The sequence below is a fragment of the Pseudomonas sp. MNR3A genome, assembly GCF_009650575.1.
GTDB lineage: Bacteria > Pseudomonadota > Gammaproteobacteria > Pseudomonadales > Pseudomonadaceae > Aquipseudomonas > Aquipseudomonas machongensis.
Genome location: NZ_VZZS01000035.1, coordinates 56,289 through 72,245, shown reverse-complemented (window position 1 = coordinate 72,245; position 15,957 = coordinate 56,289). Strand labels below are relative to the sequence as shown.

The window sequence follows — 15,957 nt, the reverse complement described above, 5'->3', positions numbered from 1 at the left end:
ACTCGTTTAGCTTCAAACACTTGACTCGCTGCGATCTCTCGTAGCGGGAGGCGAATCATACAGCACTCGAAGATGCTGTCAACTGCCTTTTTCACCGCTGCCGATCAAATGATCGAAGCCCTTCACGCCTCGCCGAACTCGCTTAACTCTTTGATTAACAAGAAGTTTTGCGTTCCGTTTGCTGCGGAAGTGGGGCGCATTATAAGGGGATCTGAGAGGGCGTCAACCTTTTATTTCATAAAATCTTAATCGAAATGAAGGGCTTAGGCCGCGCATTGCTCAAGAGCAGTTGCACCTGCCACTGAGATTTGCGCACTATATTGCGCAGCTCGCCCCTTCTACTTACTTAGGACTGCCCCACCCAAATGAACACCCAGCCCCGCAGCCTGGCCGCCACGCTGTTTCCTATCGGCCTGCTGTTGATTGCCATGGCTTCCATCCAGTCTGGAGCGTCACTGGCCAAGAGCATGTTTCCAGTTGTCGGCGCTCAGGGCACCACAACGCTGCGCCTGATCTTCGCCAGCATCATCATGCTTGCATTGCTGCGCCCGTGGCGCGCCAGGTTCAATGCCAGCACCCTGCGCAGCGTCATCATCTATGGGCTGGCCCTGGGCGGCATGAACTTCCTCTTCTATATGTCGTTGCGCACCGTTCCGCTGGGCATCGCCGTGGCGCTGGAGTTTACCGGCCCGCTGGCGGTAGCGATCTTCGCTTCGCGCCGCGCCCTGGACTTTCTCTGGATCGCGCTCGCCATCGTCGGCCTGCTACTGCTCATCCCTACAGGGCAGACGGGGGCATCCCTCGACTTGACCGGCGCGGCCTACGCCTTGGGTGCCGGCGTCTGCTGGGCGCTCTACATTTTATATGGCCAGCGAGCAGGCGCGGAAAACGGTATCCAGACCGCGGCATTGGGCGTATTGATCGCGGCGCTGTTCGTGGCTCCCATCGGTATCGCCCACGCCGGTAGTGCCTTGCTCACTCCAGCACTGATTCCGGTCGCACTTGCCGTGGCGATCCTGTCTACCGCCCTCCCCTACAGCCTGGAAATGGTCGCACTGACGCGAATGCCCGCGCGAACCTTCGGCACACTGATGAGTATCGAGCCTGCATTCGGTGCACTGTCGGGGCTTCTGTTCCTTGGAGAGGTTCTCAGCTTGACCCAGTGGTTGGCGATCCTGGCAATCATTACCGCCTCGGTCGGGGCCACACTGTCGATGCGCAAGGAAAGCAGCCCTCCCGTAGCGGCTGACTGATTTGAGAAATAGTTTCATTTGAACAGCTTCAGCCTTGTACCCGCCTATAAGGCTGTTTAAGCTGTCACAGCATCATCACCTTCAGACGATCTACTGAGCCGGGCACGGAAGCAGGGGAGTTTCAGGCAGAACGCAGTCATCACTACAAGGGCGGACACTACTCACCGCCCAGATAAGGACAGGAATGAAACGTATTTTTCTCATCCTGGCCATCTTGGCCATTGCTGGGTGCGCCGCTACAGCCAAGACCGAGGTGAAGCGAGGGAAGAAAGGCTTGCACATCAACTGCTCCGGGCTTTCATCATCCTGGGACAAGTGCTACGCCAATGCGCAAGCGTCATGCGGCAGCAAAGGCTACAAGGTAATCGCGCGCTCCAGCGACAGCGACGAAGAGCCGGGCGACTACGTGTTCGGAATCAACCCCGCCGGCTATACCAGCCGCAGCATGATCGTCATCTGCAAATAAACGAAAGGGCAGCCCCAGGCTGCCCTTTCTCGTTCCAGTCGATCAGACCGGCTGCGTACGCAGTCTCAACCAGACCAGTGCGTCGCCTTGCAACAGGGGCGCTAATCGCTCATACACGGTCTGGTGATAACGGTTGAGCCATTGGCGCTCCGAAACATCGAGCAACTCGGGCAGCAAGCATCGGGTGTCGATCGGGCAAAGCGTCAGGGTCTCAAAGGCCAGGAAGTCGCCAAAAGCGCTCTTGCCCACCTCCCGATTAACCACCAGATTCTCGATCCGCACGCCCCAGGCTCCAGGTCTGTAGGTGCCCGGCTCGATCGAACTGATCATCCCGACCTGCATGGCTGTCTGCGGCGTGGTTGCCGCCTGATAGGCAATGACCTGCGGCCCCTCGTGCACATTCATGAAGTAGCCTACGCCATGCCCAGTGCCATGGCCGTAGTCGACTTGATCGGCCCAGATAGGCGCCCGGGCGATGGCATCGAGCAGCGGCGAAAGAATGCCCCGCGGGAAAGTCGCCCGCGACAACGCGATCACTCCCTTGAGCACCCGCGTGCAGTCCTTCTTCTGCTCCAGGCTGGGTGTACCAATCGGCACCATCCGGGTAATGTCGGTAGTCCCGCCCAGGTACTGGCCGCCCGAATCGATCAGCAGCAGGCCATTACCCTCGATCACCGCATGCGACTCTTCGGTGGCGCGGTAATGGGGCATCGCGCCATTGGCATTGAAGGCCGCGATGGTCGAGAAGCTGAGCGAGACGAAGTCAGGGCGCCGCGCACGTGCCGCGCTCAGTTGTTCATCGACCGTCAGTTCCGTGATGGTCTCGCGCCCAAGATTGGCCTCGAACCAGGCGAAGAACTCGCACAAGGCTGCACCGTCCTGCTCCATCACCTGACGAATATGAACCAGGTCCGCCTCGCTCTTGCGCGACTTGCTCAGCGTAGTCGGATTGATGCCCTCGACCAACGCGACCCGCTTGTCGAGCTTGTCCAGCAGGCCCTGGGTGACACGTGCCGGATCGACCAGCAGGCGGGTGCCGCCAGCGAGGCTCGCAAGTGCCTGACCAACTTCCGCGTAGTCACGCACCTGTATACCGTCGGCCGCCAATACTTGACGCAGATGAGTATTGATCTTGTCCTGACCGACAAAGAGCGTGGCTTGATCACGACCGATCAAGGCGAAGGAAACGAACACCGGGTTGTACGAAACATCACTACCACGCAGGTTGAACAGCCAGGCAATGTCGTCCAGAGATGCGATGAAATGCCAGTCGGCGCCCTTGCTGGCCAGGGCCTGACGCAACTCTCCGAGTTTCTGCGCACGACTGACAGTCGCATGGGGAGGCAGGTGCTGATAGACGGGGTTGCCAGGCAAGGCCGGACGATCGCCCCAGACCTGAACCAGCAGGTCTCGGTCAGTCAACAGTCTTACATTGCGAGCGCTCAGGCGCTCTGCCAATTGACGGGCAGAGGCCAGCGCCATGACCGCACCATCAACCGCCACGGCACCGCCGCTGGCAACCTGCTCACCCAGCCAATCCAATGCCCCCGGCTGGCCTGGCAGTAGCTTCATCAGCTCGATGCCACTGCCCGCCAATTCCTTTTCTGCCTGCTCCCAATAGCGGCTGTCGACCCACAGCCCGGCGAATTCCGCGGCCACTACCAGCGTGCCGACCGAGCCCTGAAAGCCAGACAGCCATTGGCGTCCTTGCCAATGGCCGGGCAAGTACTCGGAAAGGTGCGGATCGGCAGAGGGCACCAACAGGGCATCGACACCCTCCCTGGCCATGACATCGCGCACACGCGCCAGGCGTGCCGGTATGGATTCCTGAAGGGGGGTGAGACTGTTCATGCGCTCTCCTGCGATCACATCTTGGACGGTTCCAGGTCGGGATAATGGAACAGGCTGCGAACGCCCGCAATCGGATCACCCACAAAGGGCCTGCGATTGCTTGGAGCGCCTCGGCCGCCAGTCCAACGGGCTGAACTTTCGAGCTGTCTAGAATTTCACAGTTCGTACAGCCCCAGCGGATGAGATCGCACATGGCCCACCCCCACGAGTCGAAAATCGCCGTCGTACTCCTCGACACCCGCGAACGCACCCCGGACCATGAATATGCCACTCACCAGAAGCTCGCCGAGATCCTGGCGCAATTGCTTGGCATATCTGTCTTCAACCCTGGACAACCGGCCGGCCAGGCCAACCACTATTATTACCTGCCCACGGAAACCTTGATCGGCCAGCAACAGGGCATCCGCTGCGAACAGGACCTGTTCGGCGGCCTGGTCAGCCATCCCTACATGGCGACCAAGGCCATTTCCCACCCACTACCCGCCAATGCAGTCTTTCCGCCGGGTTGGACTGACGCCTTCGCGCAACAGGCCAGCGGTGCCCTGTTGCGCGGCTACACAGTCTTTTCCAAGGACGATGCTCGACGAGCAGCCGACTTGCTATTGCGCAGCGGCCCCGTTCGGGTCAAACCCGTATTGGCCCGTGCCGGTCGCGGCCAGCAGGTAATCGATACCCTTGACGCACTTGACCCCTTGTTCGCGACCTTGGACGACAAGGCACTTGGCCTTTGGGGGCTGGTACTGGAGGAGGACCTGCATGAAGTAGAAACCTTCAGTGTTGGCCAGGTGCGTGTCGCTGGCCTCACCTGCAGCTACTACGGTACCCAGCAACTCACCAGGGACCATCAAGGCCAACAAGTCTACGGTGGCTCCGATCTGATGGTAGTACGCGGCGACTATCAGGCGCTGCTGCAGCGACCGCTGGAGGATTATCTGCGCCTGGCTATCAATCAGGCCATGACCTACGAGCAAGCGGCGGAACGACACTTCCCTGGTTTCATCGCCTCACGCCGCAACTACGACATCGCCCGTGGCCTCGACGCACGTGGCCACCTGCGCAGCGGCGTCCTGGAGCAATCGTGGCGCCAGGGTGGCGCCAGCAGCGCAGAGCTCCTTGCCGTGCGCGCCTTCGCCGACGATCCGACGCTGCAGCAGGTACGCGCATCCACCCACGAGGTGTTCGGCACGCCTGAACTTCCGGCCGACGCCACACTTTTCTATGAGGGGGACGACAGTGAACTCGGACAATTCTGCAAATTTGCACGGATTCGCGAGCATGGCCATTCAGAGTGAACAGGTCGAGCTACAGGTCGAGGGCGAAAGTATCGCCGGTACTTTGGTCAGTCCTGGCAGCAAGATGCCCGGCATTCTCTTCGTCCACGGCTGGGGCGGCAGCCAGCAGCGAGACCTGGCCCGCGCCCGACAGATTACCGGGTTGGGTTGCGTGTGCATGACCTTCGACTTGCGCGGACACGAAAAGACCGAAAGCCAGCGATTGACGGTGACCCGTGAGCAGAACCTCACCGACCTGCTGGCCGCCTACGATCGACTGGCCTCGCACCCTGCCGTCGATCCCGGCGCCATTGCGCTGATCGGCAGCAGCTATGGCGGTTATCTGGCCACCCTGCTGACCGCACATAGACCCGTGAAATGGCTGGCGATGCGGGTACCTGCATTGTACTGGGACGATGAATGGGACACGCCAAAGCAAGCACTCGACCGCCAGCGCCTGAATCACTATCGCCAACGCATTCTGGGGCCGGCCGACAATCGTGCCTTGGCCGCCTGCGCCGAGTTCGCTGGCGATGTCCTGCTGGTGGAGTCCGAGCACGATGACTATGTGCCGCACAACACCCTGATGAGCTATCGCTCCGCGTTCGTCGGCGCCCATTCACTGACCCATCGCATCGTCGACGGGGCCGACCATGCACTGTCCAGCGAGGAAAGCCAGAAAGCCTACAGTTCGATCCTGGGTACATGGATTGGAGAAATGGTCATCGGCGCACGGCTAGACCGCTACCCGCACTACGCTCCCTGGTACGCCTGAGGCCCACCGACCTCGCAATGCAAGCCGCCGTCGCTGCCTCGCACCAGGCTGCGCAAGGTCTGGTAGGCCGTGAAATTGACACCGCGTGCCTGGTGACGCTGCAACAGGTCGAGGAACGGCTCCTCGACGAAACAGGGCGCGGCAGCCGCCCACTCCTGGCGCGATTGCCACCGCAGGTATTGCAACACCCGACTGCCATCGACACTGGCCTGAATGCTGACACCCAGCAGACCATCGCAACGGCTGGCGATCTCCTCCGCCCGCAGGACCAAAGCCTCGGCCAGGGCCTGCTGCCGAATCGCCGGCACTTCGTACTCGATCATCTGGGTAAACCATAGGGAATGAGGGGTGGCCACCATGAACAGTCTCCTTGCTCGGGGTACTTGCAGCGTGATGGCGAGCAGGGTAAAACCTCGAGTTAAGTCAAGGTCAAGGAATATTTCGACATGCCCAGCAAGGACGTGACGGCGCCGGAACGCCTGCTCAGCGTAGGCCAGTTGGCCGCGCGCAGCGGCGTCGCGGTGACCGCGCTGCACTTCTATGAAAGCAAGGGACTGATCCACAGCACCCGCAACAACGGCAACCAGCGCCGCTTCGAGCGAGCCATGCTACGCCGGGTGGCAGTGATCAAGATGGCGCAGCGCCTGGGAGTACCGCTGGCGCAAGTCGCCGAAGCGCTCGATACCCTGCCCAAAGGGCACACGCCGACCGCTGAAGACTGGCAGCGTTTTTCCGCACGATGGCGAGAAGACCTGAACCAGCGCATCGAAGAATTGATGATGCTGCGCGACCAGCTGGATGGCTGCATTGGCTGCGGCTGCATGTCATTGAAGGAATGTCCGCTGCGCAACCATAGCGACCGCCTCGCCGCGGAAGGCCCGGGGCCACACCCGCTAGGCCCAGACGCTCAGGCAACCACGGCGAAACGTCGCCGGTAGTCACTGGGTGTCAGGCCGGTGACGCGCTGGAACACCTTACGAAAGGCACTGGGGTCCTGATAGCCCACGCCCCAGGCAATCTGGTCGACGCTGCGCCGGGTGAACTCCAGCAGGCGGCAGGCACGTCCTACCCGGACCTGCTGGCAGTATTGGGTAGGACGCAATCCGGTCGCCGCGCGAAAACGCCGCAGAAACGTACGCTCTTCGAGCCCGGCACATCCAGCCATGCTTGCCAGATTAGCCTCCCGCGCACCACTCCCCTGCAGCCAGTGCTGCACCTTCAGCACGGCTTCATCGCCGTGATCCAGCCTCGGTGCGAACAACGCACCGGGCAGCGGGGTCGGCACTGGATCGACCGCCAGGTAGCGTGCAGTCTCGCGCGCCAGGGTGGCACCCAGGAAACGCTCAAGCAGACGCAGCCCGAGCTCGGTCCAGGCCATCAGCCCGGCTGACGTCATGATGTCGCCATCGTCCAGTACCGCTACGCTGGCATCGGCGCGCACTTGCGGGTAGCGCTCGGCCAAGGTCTGGGCGTAATTCCAGTGGGTACTCGCCGAACGCCCGTCCAGCAGGCCACTGGCAGCAATGAAGAATACGCCGATGCACACCGAAGCGAGCACAGTGCCGCGTGCATGCCATTGGCACAAGTGCGCGCGGTGTCGCTCAAGCAGCGCAGGTGCAGGTGCCGGGCCAAGGCTGGGCGGTACCACCAGCACCTTGAGGTCATGGCGCGCGCCCGGCAGGCTGTCGTACACCTCGCAGAGTTCACCGGTCTGATCGAGTTGCCAGTGGCTGATACGGATCGGCAGCAGCTTCCCATCACCGAGTTCACAGGCGACCTGATTGGCGACCGTGAACAGGTCGGTCAGCCCATGCACAGCGGCACGCTGCGCATCGGGATAGACCAGCACACCGATTTCCAAGCCTGTATCCATGTCAGTTTTTGCCCTCATTGTGTCGATCGCGCCGATCCCCATGTCGGTCGTTCAAGCCTATAACTATCGCCACACCACGACCACGCCCAAGGAGGCGCGCAACATGAGCAAGCAGGCCCTGATTCTCATCGATATCCAGAACGATTACTTCCCCGGTGGCAAATGGACGCTCGACGGCGCCGATGCGGCAGCCGACAACGCCGCCCGCCTGCTCGCCGCTGCCCGCGAGCGCGGCGACCTGGTCGTGCATGTGCGCCATGAGTTCGAATCAGCCGATGCGCCGTTTTTTGCCCCTGGCTCGCCAGGCGCCGAGATCCACGCCAAGGTACTGCCGATCAGCAGCGAGCCGGTGGTGCTCAAGCATCAAGTCAACGCGTTTCGCGACACCGAGCTCAAGTCGCTCCTCGACAAGCATGAGGTAAAAAACCTGACCATCGTCGGCGCCATGAGCCACATGTGCATCGATTCGGCAACCCGCGCTGCCGCAGACTTCGGCTACCAGGTCTCGGTGGCGCACGACGCCTGCGCCACGCTGGCTCTGGAGTTCAATGGACAGACGGTGCCCGCATCGCACGTGCACGACTCGGCCATGGCGGCGCTAGCTTTCGCCTTTGCCGCCGTCGAGAGTACCGATACGTTGCTGGCCAAGTAGGCTGGGTGGATCAGATCACCACATTGCGCACGAATCGCGTGGGCTGGTCGCCGTCGTTGCGGTACGCGTAGCGGCAGTCGCTGGGGAAAATGTGGAACTCCCCAGCGCGCAGGCGCAGTTCACCGCTTTCGATCAGCAGCGTCAGACAGCCCTCGGTCACATAGATCTGCTCGCTCCAACCCTCGGCATCAGCCTCACTGGCATAGTGCTCGCCCGGTGCCAGGGTCCACTCCCAGAGCTCGACCTCGCGCCGCGCGGGGCTACTACCCAGCAGTACCGCGCGGCTGTCCGGCTGCTCACCGGCCCAGGCCAGCTCATTGATGCGTGCAGGATCGCGTTGCTCGGGCGCCTGGATCAGCTTACTGAACGCCACACCCAGCGCTTCGGCGATCAGGTCGAGGGTGGTGAGGCTGACGTTCTTCTCGCCTGCCTCGATGGCAACCAGCATGCGCCGGCTGACACCAGAGCTTTCGGCCAAGGCGGTCTGGCTCAGGCCCCTGTCGTTACGCAGGCGGCGGATGTTCTGACTGACGTGCTGCAGCACCGAAGCGCGGTGCGAGGAATCTTTGTGCACTATATTGCTCACTGGTAGGGGTTGCGCAGTATACTGCCCACTTTGCGGCGATTGTGCGCCGCCCCTTCCGAGTGCGCAAGACCATGACCCACGCCAGCAGCAGCCCGCGGCCGTCCGTATCCTTTCGCCTGAGCAAAGCCGAATGGGTGCTGGTGTTCATCACCATGCTCTGGGGCGGCACCTTCCTGATCGTGCACAACGTCATGAGCGTAAGCGGACCGATGTTCTTCGTCGGCCTGCGATTCGCGGCAGCAGCACTGTTCGTCGGGCTGGTATCGGCGCGAGCGCTGTCGGGCCTAACGTTCACCGAACTCAAAGCCGGCGTGCTGATCGGTGTATCGATCATGCTCGGCTACGGCTTGCAGACCATGGGCCTGCAAACCATCAGCAGCAGCCAGTCGGCCTTCATCACGGCCCTCTACGTACCCTTCGTGCCGCTGCTGCAATGGTTGGTGCTGGGGCGCCGGCCCGGCCTGATGCCAAGCATCGGTATCTGCCTGGCCTTTGTCGGCCTGATGCTGCTGGCCGGACCTGAGGGTGGTGCGCTGAATTTCAGCGAAGGCGAAATCGTGACCTTGGTCAGCGCCGTGGCCATCGCCGGCGAGATCATCCTGATCAGCCGTTATGCCGGAAAGGTCGATGTGCGGCGGGTCACCGTGGTGCAACTGGCAACTGCATCGGCGCTATCATTCCTGATGATCGTTCCGACCCAAGAGCGCATCCCGGATTTCTCCTGGCTGCTGTTGGCCAGCGCCCTTGGCCTGGGCGCCATGAGCGCGGTAATCCAGGTGGCGATGAACTGGGCGCAGAAATCTGTCTCGCCAACCCGTGCCACGCTGATCTATGCCGGCGAACCGGTCTGGGCCGGCATCGTTGGTCGTATCGCAGGGGACCGCTTGCCAGGCGTGGCGCTTATTGGTGGCCTGCTGATCGTGATCGCCGTGGTCGTCAGCGAACTGAAGATTCGCCGCGATCGCGATCCCCTTCCAGAGCCGCGAGGCCTGACGCCAAGCGAAAGCGAGACAGGGCGTTGAACTCCTGATCAGCGGCTATGCTCTGAAAAAAACTGTTATAAAAAAACAGCTTGTCACAGCGCTTTTGTAGGATTCTGCCACAGCTTGCGTGTTGGTGATCACCAGCGTGGCACGTATGATCCATGGCAAACCTCCGTAGATTAGAACGCTATGTCTTTGATAGTGCTATTGCTTCTGCCCTTCATCGGCAGTTGCCTGGCAGCCGTGCTGCCGCACAATGCGCGTAACGCCGAGTCCATTCTCGCCGGGCTCGTGGCCTTGGTCGGCACTGTCCAGGTAGCGCTGCTGTACCCGCAGATCGCCCATGGCGGCGTGATCCGCGAAGAATTCCTCTGGCTGCCCAGCCTCGGGCTCAACCTCGTGCTGCGCATGGATGGCTTCGCCTGGCTGTTCTCGTTGCTGGTGCTGGGCATCGGCACACTGGTGTCGCTGTATGCGCGCTACTACATGTCACCCCAAGACCCCGTGCCACGATTCTTTGCCTTCTTCCTGGCATTCATGGGCGCAATGCTCGGGTTGGTGATTTCCGGCAACCTGATTCAGCTGGTGTTCTTCTGGGAGCTGACCAGCCTGTTTTCTTTCCTCCTCATCGGCTACTGGCATCACCGCAGCGATGCCCGCCGCGGCGCTTACATGGCGCTGATGGTCACGGGTGCAGGGGGTTTGTGCCTGCTGGTCGGCGCTTTGCTGCTGGGCCATGTGGTCGGCAGCTATGACCTGGACAAGGTCCTGGCCGCTGGCGAAACAGTCCGCCAGCACGCGCTCTATCCCGTATTGCTGCCGCTGATCCTGATTGGCGCCCTGAGCAAGAGCGCGCAGTTCCCCTTCCAGTTCTGGCTACCGCATGCCATGGCTGCACCCACACCGGTCTCGGCCTATCTGCATTCGGCGACCATGGTCAAGGCCGGGGTGTTCCTGCTGGCACGCCTATGGCCAACGCTGTCGGGCACCGAGGAGTGGTTCTGGATCGTCGGCGGGGCAGGTGCCTGTACCCTCCTGCTGGGTGCCTTCGCGGCGATGTTCCAGAATGACCTCAAGGGGCTGCTGGCCTATTCGACCATCAGCCACCTGGGCCTGATCACCCTGTTGCTAGGGCTGAACAGCCCGCTGGCCGCTGTCGCGGCAGTGTTCCACATCCTCAACCACGCCACCTTCAAGGCCTCGCTGTTCATGGCCGCCGGCATCATCGACCATGAAAGCGGCACCCGCGACATTCGCCGTCTCAGCGGCCTGATACGCCTGGTACCCTATACCGCCACCCTGGCCATGGTCGCCAGTGCGTCCATGGCCGGCGTACCTCTGATGAATGGCTTCCTCTCCAAGGAAATGTTCTTCGCCGAAACCGTATTCATCAGCTCCAGTGCCTGGGTCGAGGCCGCCTTGCCGGTGATCGCCACCCTTGCAGGCACGTTCAGCGTTGCGTACGCCCTGCGTTTCACGGTCGACGTGTTCTTCGGCCCGACCGCCCAGGACCTTCCGCATACCCCCCACGAACCCCCGCGCTGGATGCGCGCGCCGGTCGAACTGCTGGTCCTGACCTGCCTGGTAGTCGGCATCTTCCCTGCCCAGTCGGTGGGCCCGCTGCTCGCCGCCGCAGCGTTGCCGGTGGTGGGCGGCACCCTGCCGGAATACAGCCTGGCTATCTGGCATGGCTGGAACGCCCCCCTGATCATGAGCCTGATCGCCATGTGCGGCGGCGTGGTGCTCTACCTGTTGCTGCGCAAACAGTTGCGCCTGGGCCGTTTCCCCTACCCGCCACTGATCGAACGCTTCAATGGCAAGCGGCTGTTCGAGCACGGACTGGTACGTCTGATGCTGCTGGCCCGGCACCTCGAAGGACTGTTGACCAGCCGCCGCCTGCAGACCCAGCTATTCATGCTGGTGGTCGCCGCCTTCCTCGCCGGCCTCACCCCCATGCTGTACAGCGGCATCAGCTGGGGGGACCGCCCCAAGATTCCGGGGTCCGGCGTATTCGTCGCCATGTGGCTGATTGCAATTGCCTGTGCCATCGGCGCAGCCTGGCAGGCCAAATACCACCGCCTGGCTGCGCTGATCATGGTCAGCGTCTGCGGCCTGATGACGTGCATCACCTTCGTCTGGTTCTCTGCCCCTGACCTTGCACTCACGCAACTGGTGGTCGAAGTCGTCACCACAGTGTTGATCCTGCTGGGCCTGCGCTGGCTGCCGCGCCGAATCGAAGGCGTCTCTCCCCTGCCCGGCAGCCAGGAGCGTGCACGCTTGCGACGCCTGCGCGACCTGCTGCTGGCAGTGCTGGTCGGCGGCGGTATGGCACTGCTGTCGTACGCCATGTTGACCCGTCCGACACCCAACGACATCTCATCGTTCTACCTGAGCCGTGCACTCCCCGAGGGTGGCGGTACCAACGTGGTCAACGTGATGCTGGTGGACTTCCGCGGCTTCGATACATTGGGTGAAATCACTGTACTGGTCGCCGTGGCGCTGACGGTCTTCGCCCTGCTGCGCCGCTTCCGCCCACCGAAAGAGAGCATGCAGCTGCCGACGCAACAGCGCCAGCTGGCGCCGGACGTAATCACCGACCTGGTCAATCCACGGCATGTCACCGATACCGCGCTGGGCTTCATGATGGTGCCAGCAGTATTGGTACGCCTGCTGCTGCCGATCGCCCTGCTGGTCTCGATGTACCTGTTCATGCGCGGCCACAACCAACCAGGCGGCGGCTTCGTCGCCGGGCTGGTGATGTCGGTGGCATTCATCCTCCAGTACATGGTCGCAGGCACCCAGTGGGTCGAGGCCCAGATGAGCCTGCGACCGCTGCGCTGGATGGGCACCGGCCTGCTGTGCGCCACGCTTACCGGCATAGGCGCCATGTTGCTGGGTTATCCGTTCCTCACCACCCACACTGCGCACCTGCATCTGCCGTTGCTCGGTGACATCCATGTCGCCAGCGCCTTGTTCTTCGATATCGGCGTGTACACCGTGGTTGTCGGCTCCACGCTCTTGATCCTGACCGCCCTGGCACACCAATCGGTGCGCGCCTATCGCCCGGGCCATCCGAAATCCAGCCAGACAGGAGCCGCCTGATGGAAGAAGTCATCGCAGTCGCCATCGGCGTACTGGCCGCCTCCGGAGTCTGGCTGGTACTGCGCCCACGGACCTACCAGGTCATCATGGGCCTGTGCCTGCTCTCCTACGGCGTCAATTTGTTCATCTTCAGCATGGGCAGCCTGTTCATCGGCAAGGAGCCGATCATCAAGGAGGGCGTCCCACAGGACCTGCTGAACTACACCGACCCACTACCACAAGCGCTGGTGTTGACCGCCATCGTCATCAGCTTTGCCATGACCGCCCTGTTCCTGGTGGTCCTGCTGGCCTCGCGCGGCCTGACCGGCACCGACCATGTCGATGGCCGGGAGCGTGAGGAATGAGCTGGATGAATCAACTGATTGTCGCCCCGATCCTGCTACCGCTGGTAACCGCTGCGATCATGCTGCTGATCGGTGAAAAACACCGCCAGTTCAAGGCCCGCCTGAACCTGCTGTCGAGCCTGATCGGCTTGGGTGTCGCCGTGACGCTATTGATGTGGGTACGCGGCCAGGGTCAGGCCGAGTCCATCGGTGTCTACCTGCCAGGCAACTGGCCGGCGCCGTTCGGTATCGTGCTGGTACTCGATCACCTGTCCGCACTGCTGCTTACCCTGACCGGTGTAATCGGCGTCAGCGCCCTGCTGTTCGCCCGCGCCCGCTGGGACGGCGCCGGCGCCAGCTTCCACGCGCTGTTCCAGATTCAGCTGATGGGCCTTTACGGTGCGTTCCTGACCGCCGACCTCTTCAACCTGTTCGTGTTCTTCGAAGTGCTGCTGGCGGCGTCCTATGGCCTGCTGCTGCACGGCTCGGGACGCGCGCGGGTCAGGGCCGGGCTGCACTACATCGCCATCAACCTGTTCGCCTCTTCGCTGTTCCTGGTTGGCGCCGCCATGCTCTATGGCGTGACGGGCACACTGAACATGGCCGACCTGGCGCTGAAGATCCCGTTGGTCGCAGAAGCCGATCGTGGCTTGCTGCACGCCGGAGCGGCGATCCTGGCCATGGCATTCCTGGTCAAGGCCGGGGTCTGGCCGCTGAACTTCTGGCTGGTGCCGGCCTACTCCTCGGCCAGCGCACCGGTCGCAGCACTGTTCGCCATCATGACAAAGGTCGGTCTGTATGCAGTGCTGCGGCTGTGGACACTTTTGTTCTCGGGCCAGGCAGGCGCTTCGGCGAATTTCGGTGGGGAATGGCTGGTGTATGGCGGCCTCGTCACCCTCGCGGTGGCTGCCGTCTCGATTCTCGCCGCCCAGCGCCTGGAGCGTCTCGCCGCGCTGAGCATTTTGGTCTCGGCTGGCACCTTGCTGGCGTCGGTCGGCTTCGGTCAGGCGGCCCTCACCGGCGCGGCACTGTTCTACCTCACCAGCTCCACCCTGGCCTTGTGCGCCTTGTTCCTGCTGGCAGAACTTATCGAGCGTTCGCGCTCGGCCAACGAAGTGCCCCTGGACGACGAAGAGGACGCCATCCCGCCGCCGCTCGAATCCCTGCATCCACCCAAGGGCATCAACCTCGACGACGAACAGAAGGCGGTGATCGGTCAGATCATCCCCTGGACCATGGCATTCCTCGGCTTGAGCTTCATCGCCTGCGCCCTGCTGATCATTGGCATGCCGCCGCTGTCCGGCTTCATCGGCAAGCTCAACCTGATCAGCGCCCTGTTCAATCCGCAAGGTCTGGGCATGGCGGCCGAGCAGCCTCTGTCAGCCGCTGGCTGGTGCCTGGTAGCTTTGTTGCTGCTATCGGGCATGGCATCGCTGATCGCCTTTGGCCGAGTGGGCATCCAGCGCTTCTGGAAGCCTGAGGAGCGGCCCTCGCCATTGCTGCGTCGCTATGAATGCATACCGATCGTGGTACTGCTGGGGCTGTGTATCGTCCTCAGCATCCAGGCCGAACCGCTGCTGCGCTACACCCAGGACACCGCCGCCGGCCTGCAGGCACCCGATGCCTATATCCAGGCGGTCCTGTCAACCCGCCCCGTGCCTGGGCCGACCACCATGACGCAGGTGCAACCATGAACCGGCTGTTCCCCGCCCCGCTGCTGTCGCTGGCGCTGTTCGTGCTGTGGCTGGTGCTGAACCTTTCCGTCAGCCCAGGCAATCTGCTGCTTGGCGCCGCCCTCGGCATCCTCGCACCCGTGCTCATGGCGCCGTTGCGCCCGCAGCATGCCCATATCCGCCGCCCGCTGGTGATTGCTCGCTTGATCGGCCGTGTGGGGCTGGATGTTATTCTTTCGAACCTGCAAGTTGCCCGGGGCGTGCTACGAGCCGGCGGCCATCCACCGCGCTCTGCCTTCGTGCACATCCCCCTGTCACTGCGCGACGCCCATGGCCTGGCCGCCCTGTCGATGATCACCACGGTGGTACCCGGCACGGTCTGGTCGGAGCTGGCCCTGGATCGCAGCATCCTGCTGCTGCATGTGTTCGACCTGGACGACGAAGCCACCTTCATCGAACACTTCAAGCACACCTACGAACGCCCGCTGATGGAGATCTTCGAATGACTGGCCTGCTCGCCAACGCCATTCTCGCCAGCCTGTTCATCTTCATCATCGCCATGGCCCTGGCGCTGGTCAGGGTGTTCCGCGGCCCTTCGGCGCAGGACCGGGTCCTGGCGCTGGACTACTTGTACATCCTGGCCATGCTGATGATGCTGGTGCTAGGCATCCGCTATGCCAGTGATACCTACTTCGAAGGCGCGATGCTGATCGCCCTGTTCGGCTTCGTCGGCTCCTTTGCCCTGGCCAAGTTCCTGCTGCGTGGGGAGGTGATCGAATGATGCAGACCGTCGAACTTCCGTTCTGGCTGGAGCTGGCCACGGCCGCGCTGCTGCTGATAGGCAGCCTGTTCGCCTTGATCGGTGCAATCGGCCTGGTGCGCCTGAAGGACTACTTCCAGCGCATGCATCCGCCTGCACTGGCCTCGACTATTGGCGCGTGGTGCGTCAGCCTCGCCTCGATCCTGTACTTTTCCGGTCTCAAGCAGGGGCCGGTGCTGCATGCCTGGCTGATACCGATCCTGCTGTCGATTACCGTACCGGTCACGACGCTTCTGCTCGCGCGGGCCGCCTTGTTCCGCAAACGCATGTCGGGAGAACAGGTGCCGGATGAGGTCAGCAGCGGTGGCGATCGGGGCAACTGAGCGCCC

17 protein-coding genes are annotated in these 15,957 nt (G+C 62.4%); 13 read left to right on the top strand and 4 right to left on the bottom strand.

What is annotated here, in order from left to right; all coding sequences use genetic code 11:
• Positions 1-365: 365 nt before the first annotated feature.
• Together rhtA and F6X62_RS22990 are read left to right on the top strand one after the other, a co-directional pair.
• Positions 366-1,253 carry a threonine/homoserine exporter RhtA gene (gene rhtA / locus F6X62_RS22995; RefSeq protein WP_054894308.1) on the top strand — a complete coding sequence of 296 codons (888 nt, stop codon included), beginning with the start codon at positions 366-368 and terminating at the stop codon, positions 1,251-1,253.
• A 184-nt stretch (positions 1,254-1,437) separates the two neighbouring features.
• Complete coding sequence (locus F6X62_RS22990; RefSeq protein ID WP_054894309.1) at positions 1,438-1,719, top strand: hypothetical protein; 282 nt, start codon at positions 1,438-1,440, stop codon at positions 1,717-1,719.
• Between the two features lie 42 nt (positions 1,720-1,761).
• Here the strand turns inward: F6X62_RS22990 and F6X62_RS22985 are convergent, their stop codons facing one another.
• Entirely contained in the window at positions 1,762-3,570 is a 1,809-nt protein-coding gene (locus F6X62_RS22985; RefSeq protein ID WP_153774807.1) for an aminopeptidase P family protein, read from the bottom strand.
• A 191-nt stretch (positions 3,571-3,761) separates the two neighbouring features.
• Here F6X62_RS22985 and F6X62_RS22980 point away from each other — a divergent pair, with 191 nt between their 5' ends.
• Positions 3,762-4,862 carry a DUF3182 family protein gene (locus F6X62_RS22980; protein WP_153774806.1) on the top strand — a complete coding sequence of 367 codons (1,101 nt, stop codon included), beginning with the start codon at positions 3,762-3,764 and terminating at the stop codon, positions 4,860-4,862.
• On the top strand, positions 4,846-5,616 hold the full coding sequence (locus F6X62_RS22975) for a S9 family peptidase (RefSeq protein ID WP_063545542.1): 771 nt from the start codon (positions 4,846-4,848) through the stop codon (positions 5,614-5,616). The genes F6X62_RS22980 and F6X62_RS22975 overlap by 17 nt, the downstream gene beginning before the upstream one ends.
• Here F6X62_RS22975 and F6X62_RS22970 read toward each other — a convergent pair.
• Complete coding sequence (locus tag F6X62_RS22970; protein WP_153774805.1) at positions 5,595-5,975, bottom strand: antibiotic biosynthesis monooxygenase; 381 nt, start codon at positions 5,973-5,975, stop codon at positions 5,595-5,597. The two genes, F6X62_RS22975 and F6X62_RS22970, sit on opposite strands and share 22 nt — an antisense overlap.
• Before the next feature lie 87 nt (positions 5,976-6,062).
• On the opposite strand from F6X62_RS22970, the gene soxR reads away from it, so the two are divergent.
• Positions 6,063-6,554 carry a redox-sensitive transcriptional activator SoxR gene (soxR, locus tag F6X62_RS22965; protein WP_153774804.1) on the top strand — a complete coding sequence of 164 codons (492 nt, stop codon included), beginning with the start codon at positions 6,063-6,065 and terminating at the stop codon, positions 6,552-6,554.
• On the opposite strand, the gene F6X62_RS22960 is transcribed toward soxR, so the two are convergent.
• A complete protein-coding gene (locus tag F6X62_RS22960) occupies positions 6,524-7,507 on the bottom strand; it encodes a GlxA family transcriptional regulator (protein WP_153774803.1) in 984 nt (327 codons plus the stop codon). The two genes, soxR and F6X62_RS22960, sit on opposite strands and share 31 nt — an antisense overlap.
• An 85-nt stretch (positions 7,508-7,592) precedes the next feature.
• Between F6X62_RS22960 and F6X62_RS22955 the strand changes: the two genes are divergently transcribed.
• Positions 7,593-8,141, top strand: a complete 549-nt coding sequence (locus F6X62_RS22955; RefSeq protein ID WP_153774808.1) for a cysteine hydrolase family protein — start codon at positions 7,593-7,595, stop codon at positions 8,139-8,141.
• A 10-nt stretch (positions 8,142-8,151) separates the two neighbouring features.
• Here F6X62_RS22955 and F6X62_RS22950 read toward each other — a convergent pair whose 3' ends face one another.
• Complete coding sequence (locus F6X62_RS22950; protein ID WP_153774802.1) at positions 8,152-8,715, bottom strand: helix-turn-helix domain-containing protein; 564 nt, start codon at positions 8,713-8,715, stop codon at positions 8,152-8,154.
• Positions 8,716-8,798: 83 nt separating this feature from the next.
• On the opposite strand from F6X62_RS22950, the gene F6X62_RS22945 reads away from it, so the two are divergent.
• The 7 genes from F6X62_RS22945 (at position 8,799) to F6X62_RS22915 (ending at position 15,951) form a co-directional block, all read left to right on the top strand.
• Positions 8,799-9,749, top strand: a complete 951-nt coding sequence (locus F6X62_RS22945) for a DMT family transporter (protein WP_153774801.1) — start codon at positions 8,799-8,801, stop codon at positions 9,747-9,749.
• A 150-nt stretch (positions 9,750-9,899) separates the two neighbouring features.
• Positions 9,900-12,812, top strand: a complete 2,913-nt coding sequence (locus F6X62_RS22940; RefSeq protein ID WP_112898728.1) for a monovalent cation/H+ antiporter subunit A — start codon at positions 9,900-9,902, stop codon at positions 12,810-12,812.
• Positions 12,812-13,156: a Na+/H+ antiporter subunit C gene (locus tag F6X62_RS22935; protein ID WP_054894319.1), complete on the top strand. Its 345-nt coding sequence runs from the start codon at positions 12,812-12,814 to the stop codon at positions 13,154-13,156. The genes F6X62_RS22940 and F6X62_RS22935 overlap by 1 nt, the downstream gene beginning before the upstream one ends.
• Positions 13,153-14,829: a monovalent cation/H+ antiporter subunit D gene (locus F6X62_RS22930; protein WP_153774800.1), complete on the top strand. Its 1,677-nt coding sequence runs from the start codon at positions 13,153-13,155 to the stop codon at positions 14,827-14,829. Before F6X62_RS22935 ends, F6X62_RS22930 begins: the two co-directional genes overlap by 4 nt.
• The gene (locus F6X62_RS22925; RefSeq protein WP_054894321.1) at positions 14,826-15,314 is read left to right on the top strand and encodes a Na+/H+ antiporter subunit E; all 489 of its coding nucleotides are present in this window, start codon (positions 14,826-14,828) and stop codon (positions 15,312-15,314) included. Before F6X62_RS22930 ends, F6X62_RS22925 begins: the two co-directional genes overlap by 4 nt.
• Positions 15,311-15,589: a K+/H+ antiporter subunit F gene (locus tag F6X62_RS22920; protein WP_054894322.1), complete on the top strand. Its 279-nt coding sequence runs from the start codon at positions 15,311-15,313 to the stop codon at positions 15,587-15,589. The genes F6X62_RS22925 and F6X62_RS22920 overlap by 4 nt, the downstream gene beginning before the upstream one ends.
• Positions 15,586-15,951 carry a Na+/H+ antiporter subunit G gene (locus F6X62_RS22915; RefSeq protein WP_063545547.1) on the top strand — a complete coding sequence of 122 codons (366 nt, stop codon included), beginning with the start codon at positions 15,586-15,588 and terminating at the stop codon, positions 15,949-15,951. The genes F6X62_RS22920 and F6X62_RS22915 overlap by 4 nt, the downstream gene beginning before the upstream one ends.
• Positions 15,952-15,957 lie beyond the last annotated feature (6 nt).

What these genes read in the sequence shown, in the direction of transcription:
- rhtA (WP_054894308.1), top strand. Translation starts at nt 366, where the DNA reads ATGAACACCCAGCCCCGCAGCCTGGCCGCCACGCTGTTTCCTATCGGC.
- F6X62_RS22990 (WP_054894309.1), top strand. Translation starts at nt 1,438, where the DNA reads ATGAAACGTATTTTTCTCATCCTGGCCATCTTGGCCATTGCTGGGTGC.
- F6X62_RS22985 (WP_153774807.1), bottom strand. Translation starts at nt 3,570, where the DNA reads ATGAACAGTCTCACCCCCCTTCAGGAATCCATACCGGCACGCCTGGCG.
- F6X62_RS22980 (WP_153774806.1), top strand. Translation starts at nt 3,762, where the DNA reads ATGGCCCACCCCCACGAGTCGAAAATCGCCGTCGTACTCCTCGACACC.
- F6X62_RS22975 (WP_063545542.1), top strand. Translation starts at nt 4,846, where the DNA reads ATGGCCATTCAGAGTGAACAGGTCGAGCTACAGGTCGAGGGCGAAAGT.
- F6X62_RS22970 (WP_153774805.1), bottom strand. Translation starts at nt 5,975, where the DNA reads ATGGTGGCCACCCCTCATTCCCTATGGTTTACCCAGATGATCGAGTAC.
- soxR (WP_153774804.1), top strand. Translation starts at nt 6,063, where the DNA reads ATGCCCAGCAAGGACGTGACGGCGCCGGAACGCCTGCTCAGCGTAGGC.
- F6X62_RS22960 (WP_153774803.1), bottom strand. Translation starts at nt 7,507, where the DNA reads ATGAGGGCAAAAACTGACATGGATACAGGCTTGGAAATCGGTGTGCTG.
- F6X62_RS22955 (WP_153774808.1), top strand. Translation starts at nt 7,593, where the DNA reads ATGAGCAAGCAGGCCCTGATTCTCATCGATATCCAGAACGATTACTTC.
- F6X62_RS22945 (WP_153774801.1), top strand. Translation starts at nt 8,799, where the DNA reads ATGACCCACGCCAGCAGCAGCCCGCGGCCGTCCGTATCCTTTCGCCTG.
- F6X62_RS22940 (WP_112898728.1), top strand. Translation starts at nt 9,900, where the DNA reads ATGTCTTTGATAGTGCTATTGCTTCTGCCCTTCATCGGCAGTTGCCTG.
- F6X62_RS22935 (WP_054894319.1), top strand. Translation starts at nt 12,812, where the DNA reads ATGGAAGAAGTCATCGCAGTCGCCATCGGCGTACTGGCCGCCTCCGGA.
- F6X62_RS22930 (WP_153774800.1), top strand. Translation starts at nt 13,153, where the DNA reads ATGAGCTGGATGAATCAACTGATTGTCGCCCCGATCCTGCTACCGCTG.
- F6X62_RS22925 (WP_054894321.1), top strand. Translation starts at nt 14,826, where the DNA reads ATGAACCGGCTGTTCCCCGCCCCGCTGCTGTCGCTGGCGCTGTTCGTG.
- F6X62_RS22920 (WP_054894322.1), top strand. Translation starts at nt 15,311, where the DNA reads ATGACTGGCCTGCTCGCCAACGCCATTCTCGCCAGCCTGTTCATCTTC.
- F6X62_RS22915 (WP_063545547.1), top strand. Translation starts at nt 15,586, where the DNA reads ATGATGCAGACCGTCGAACTTCCGTTCTGGCTGGAGCTGGCCACGGCC.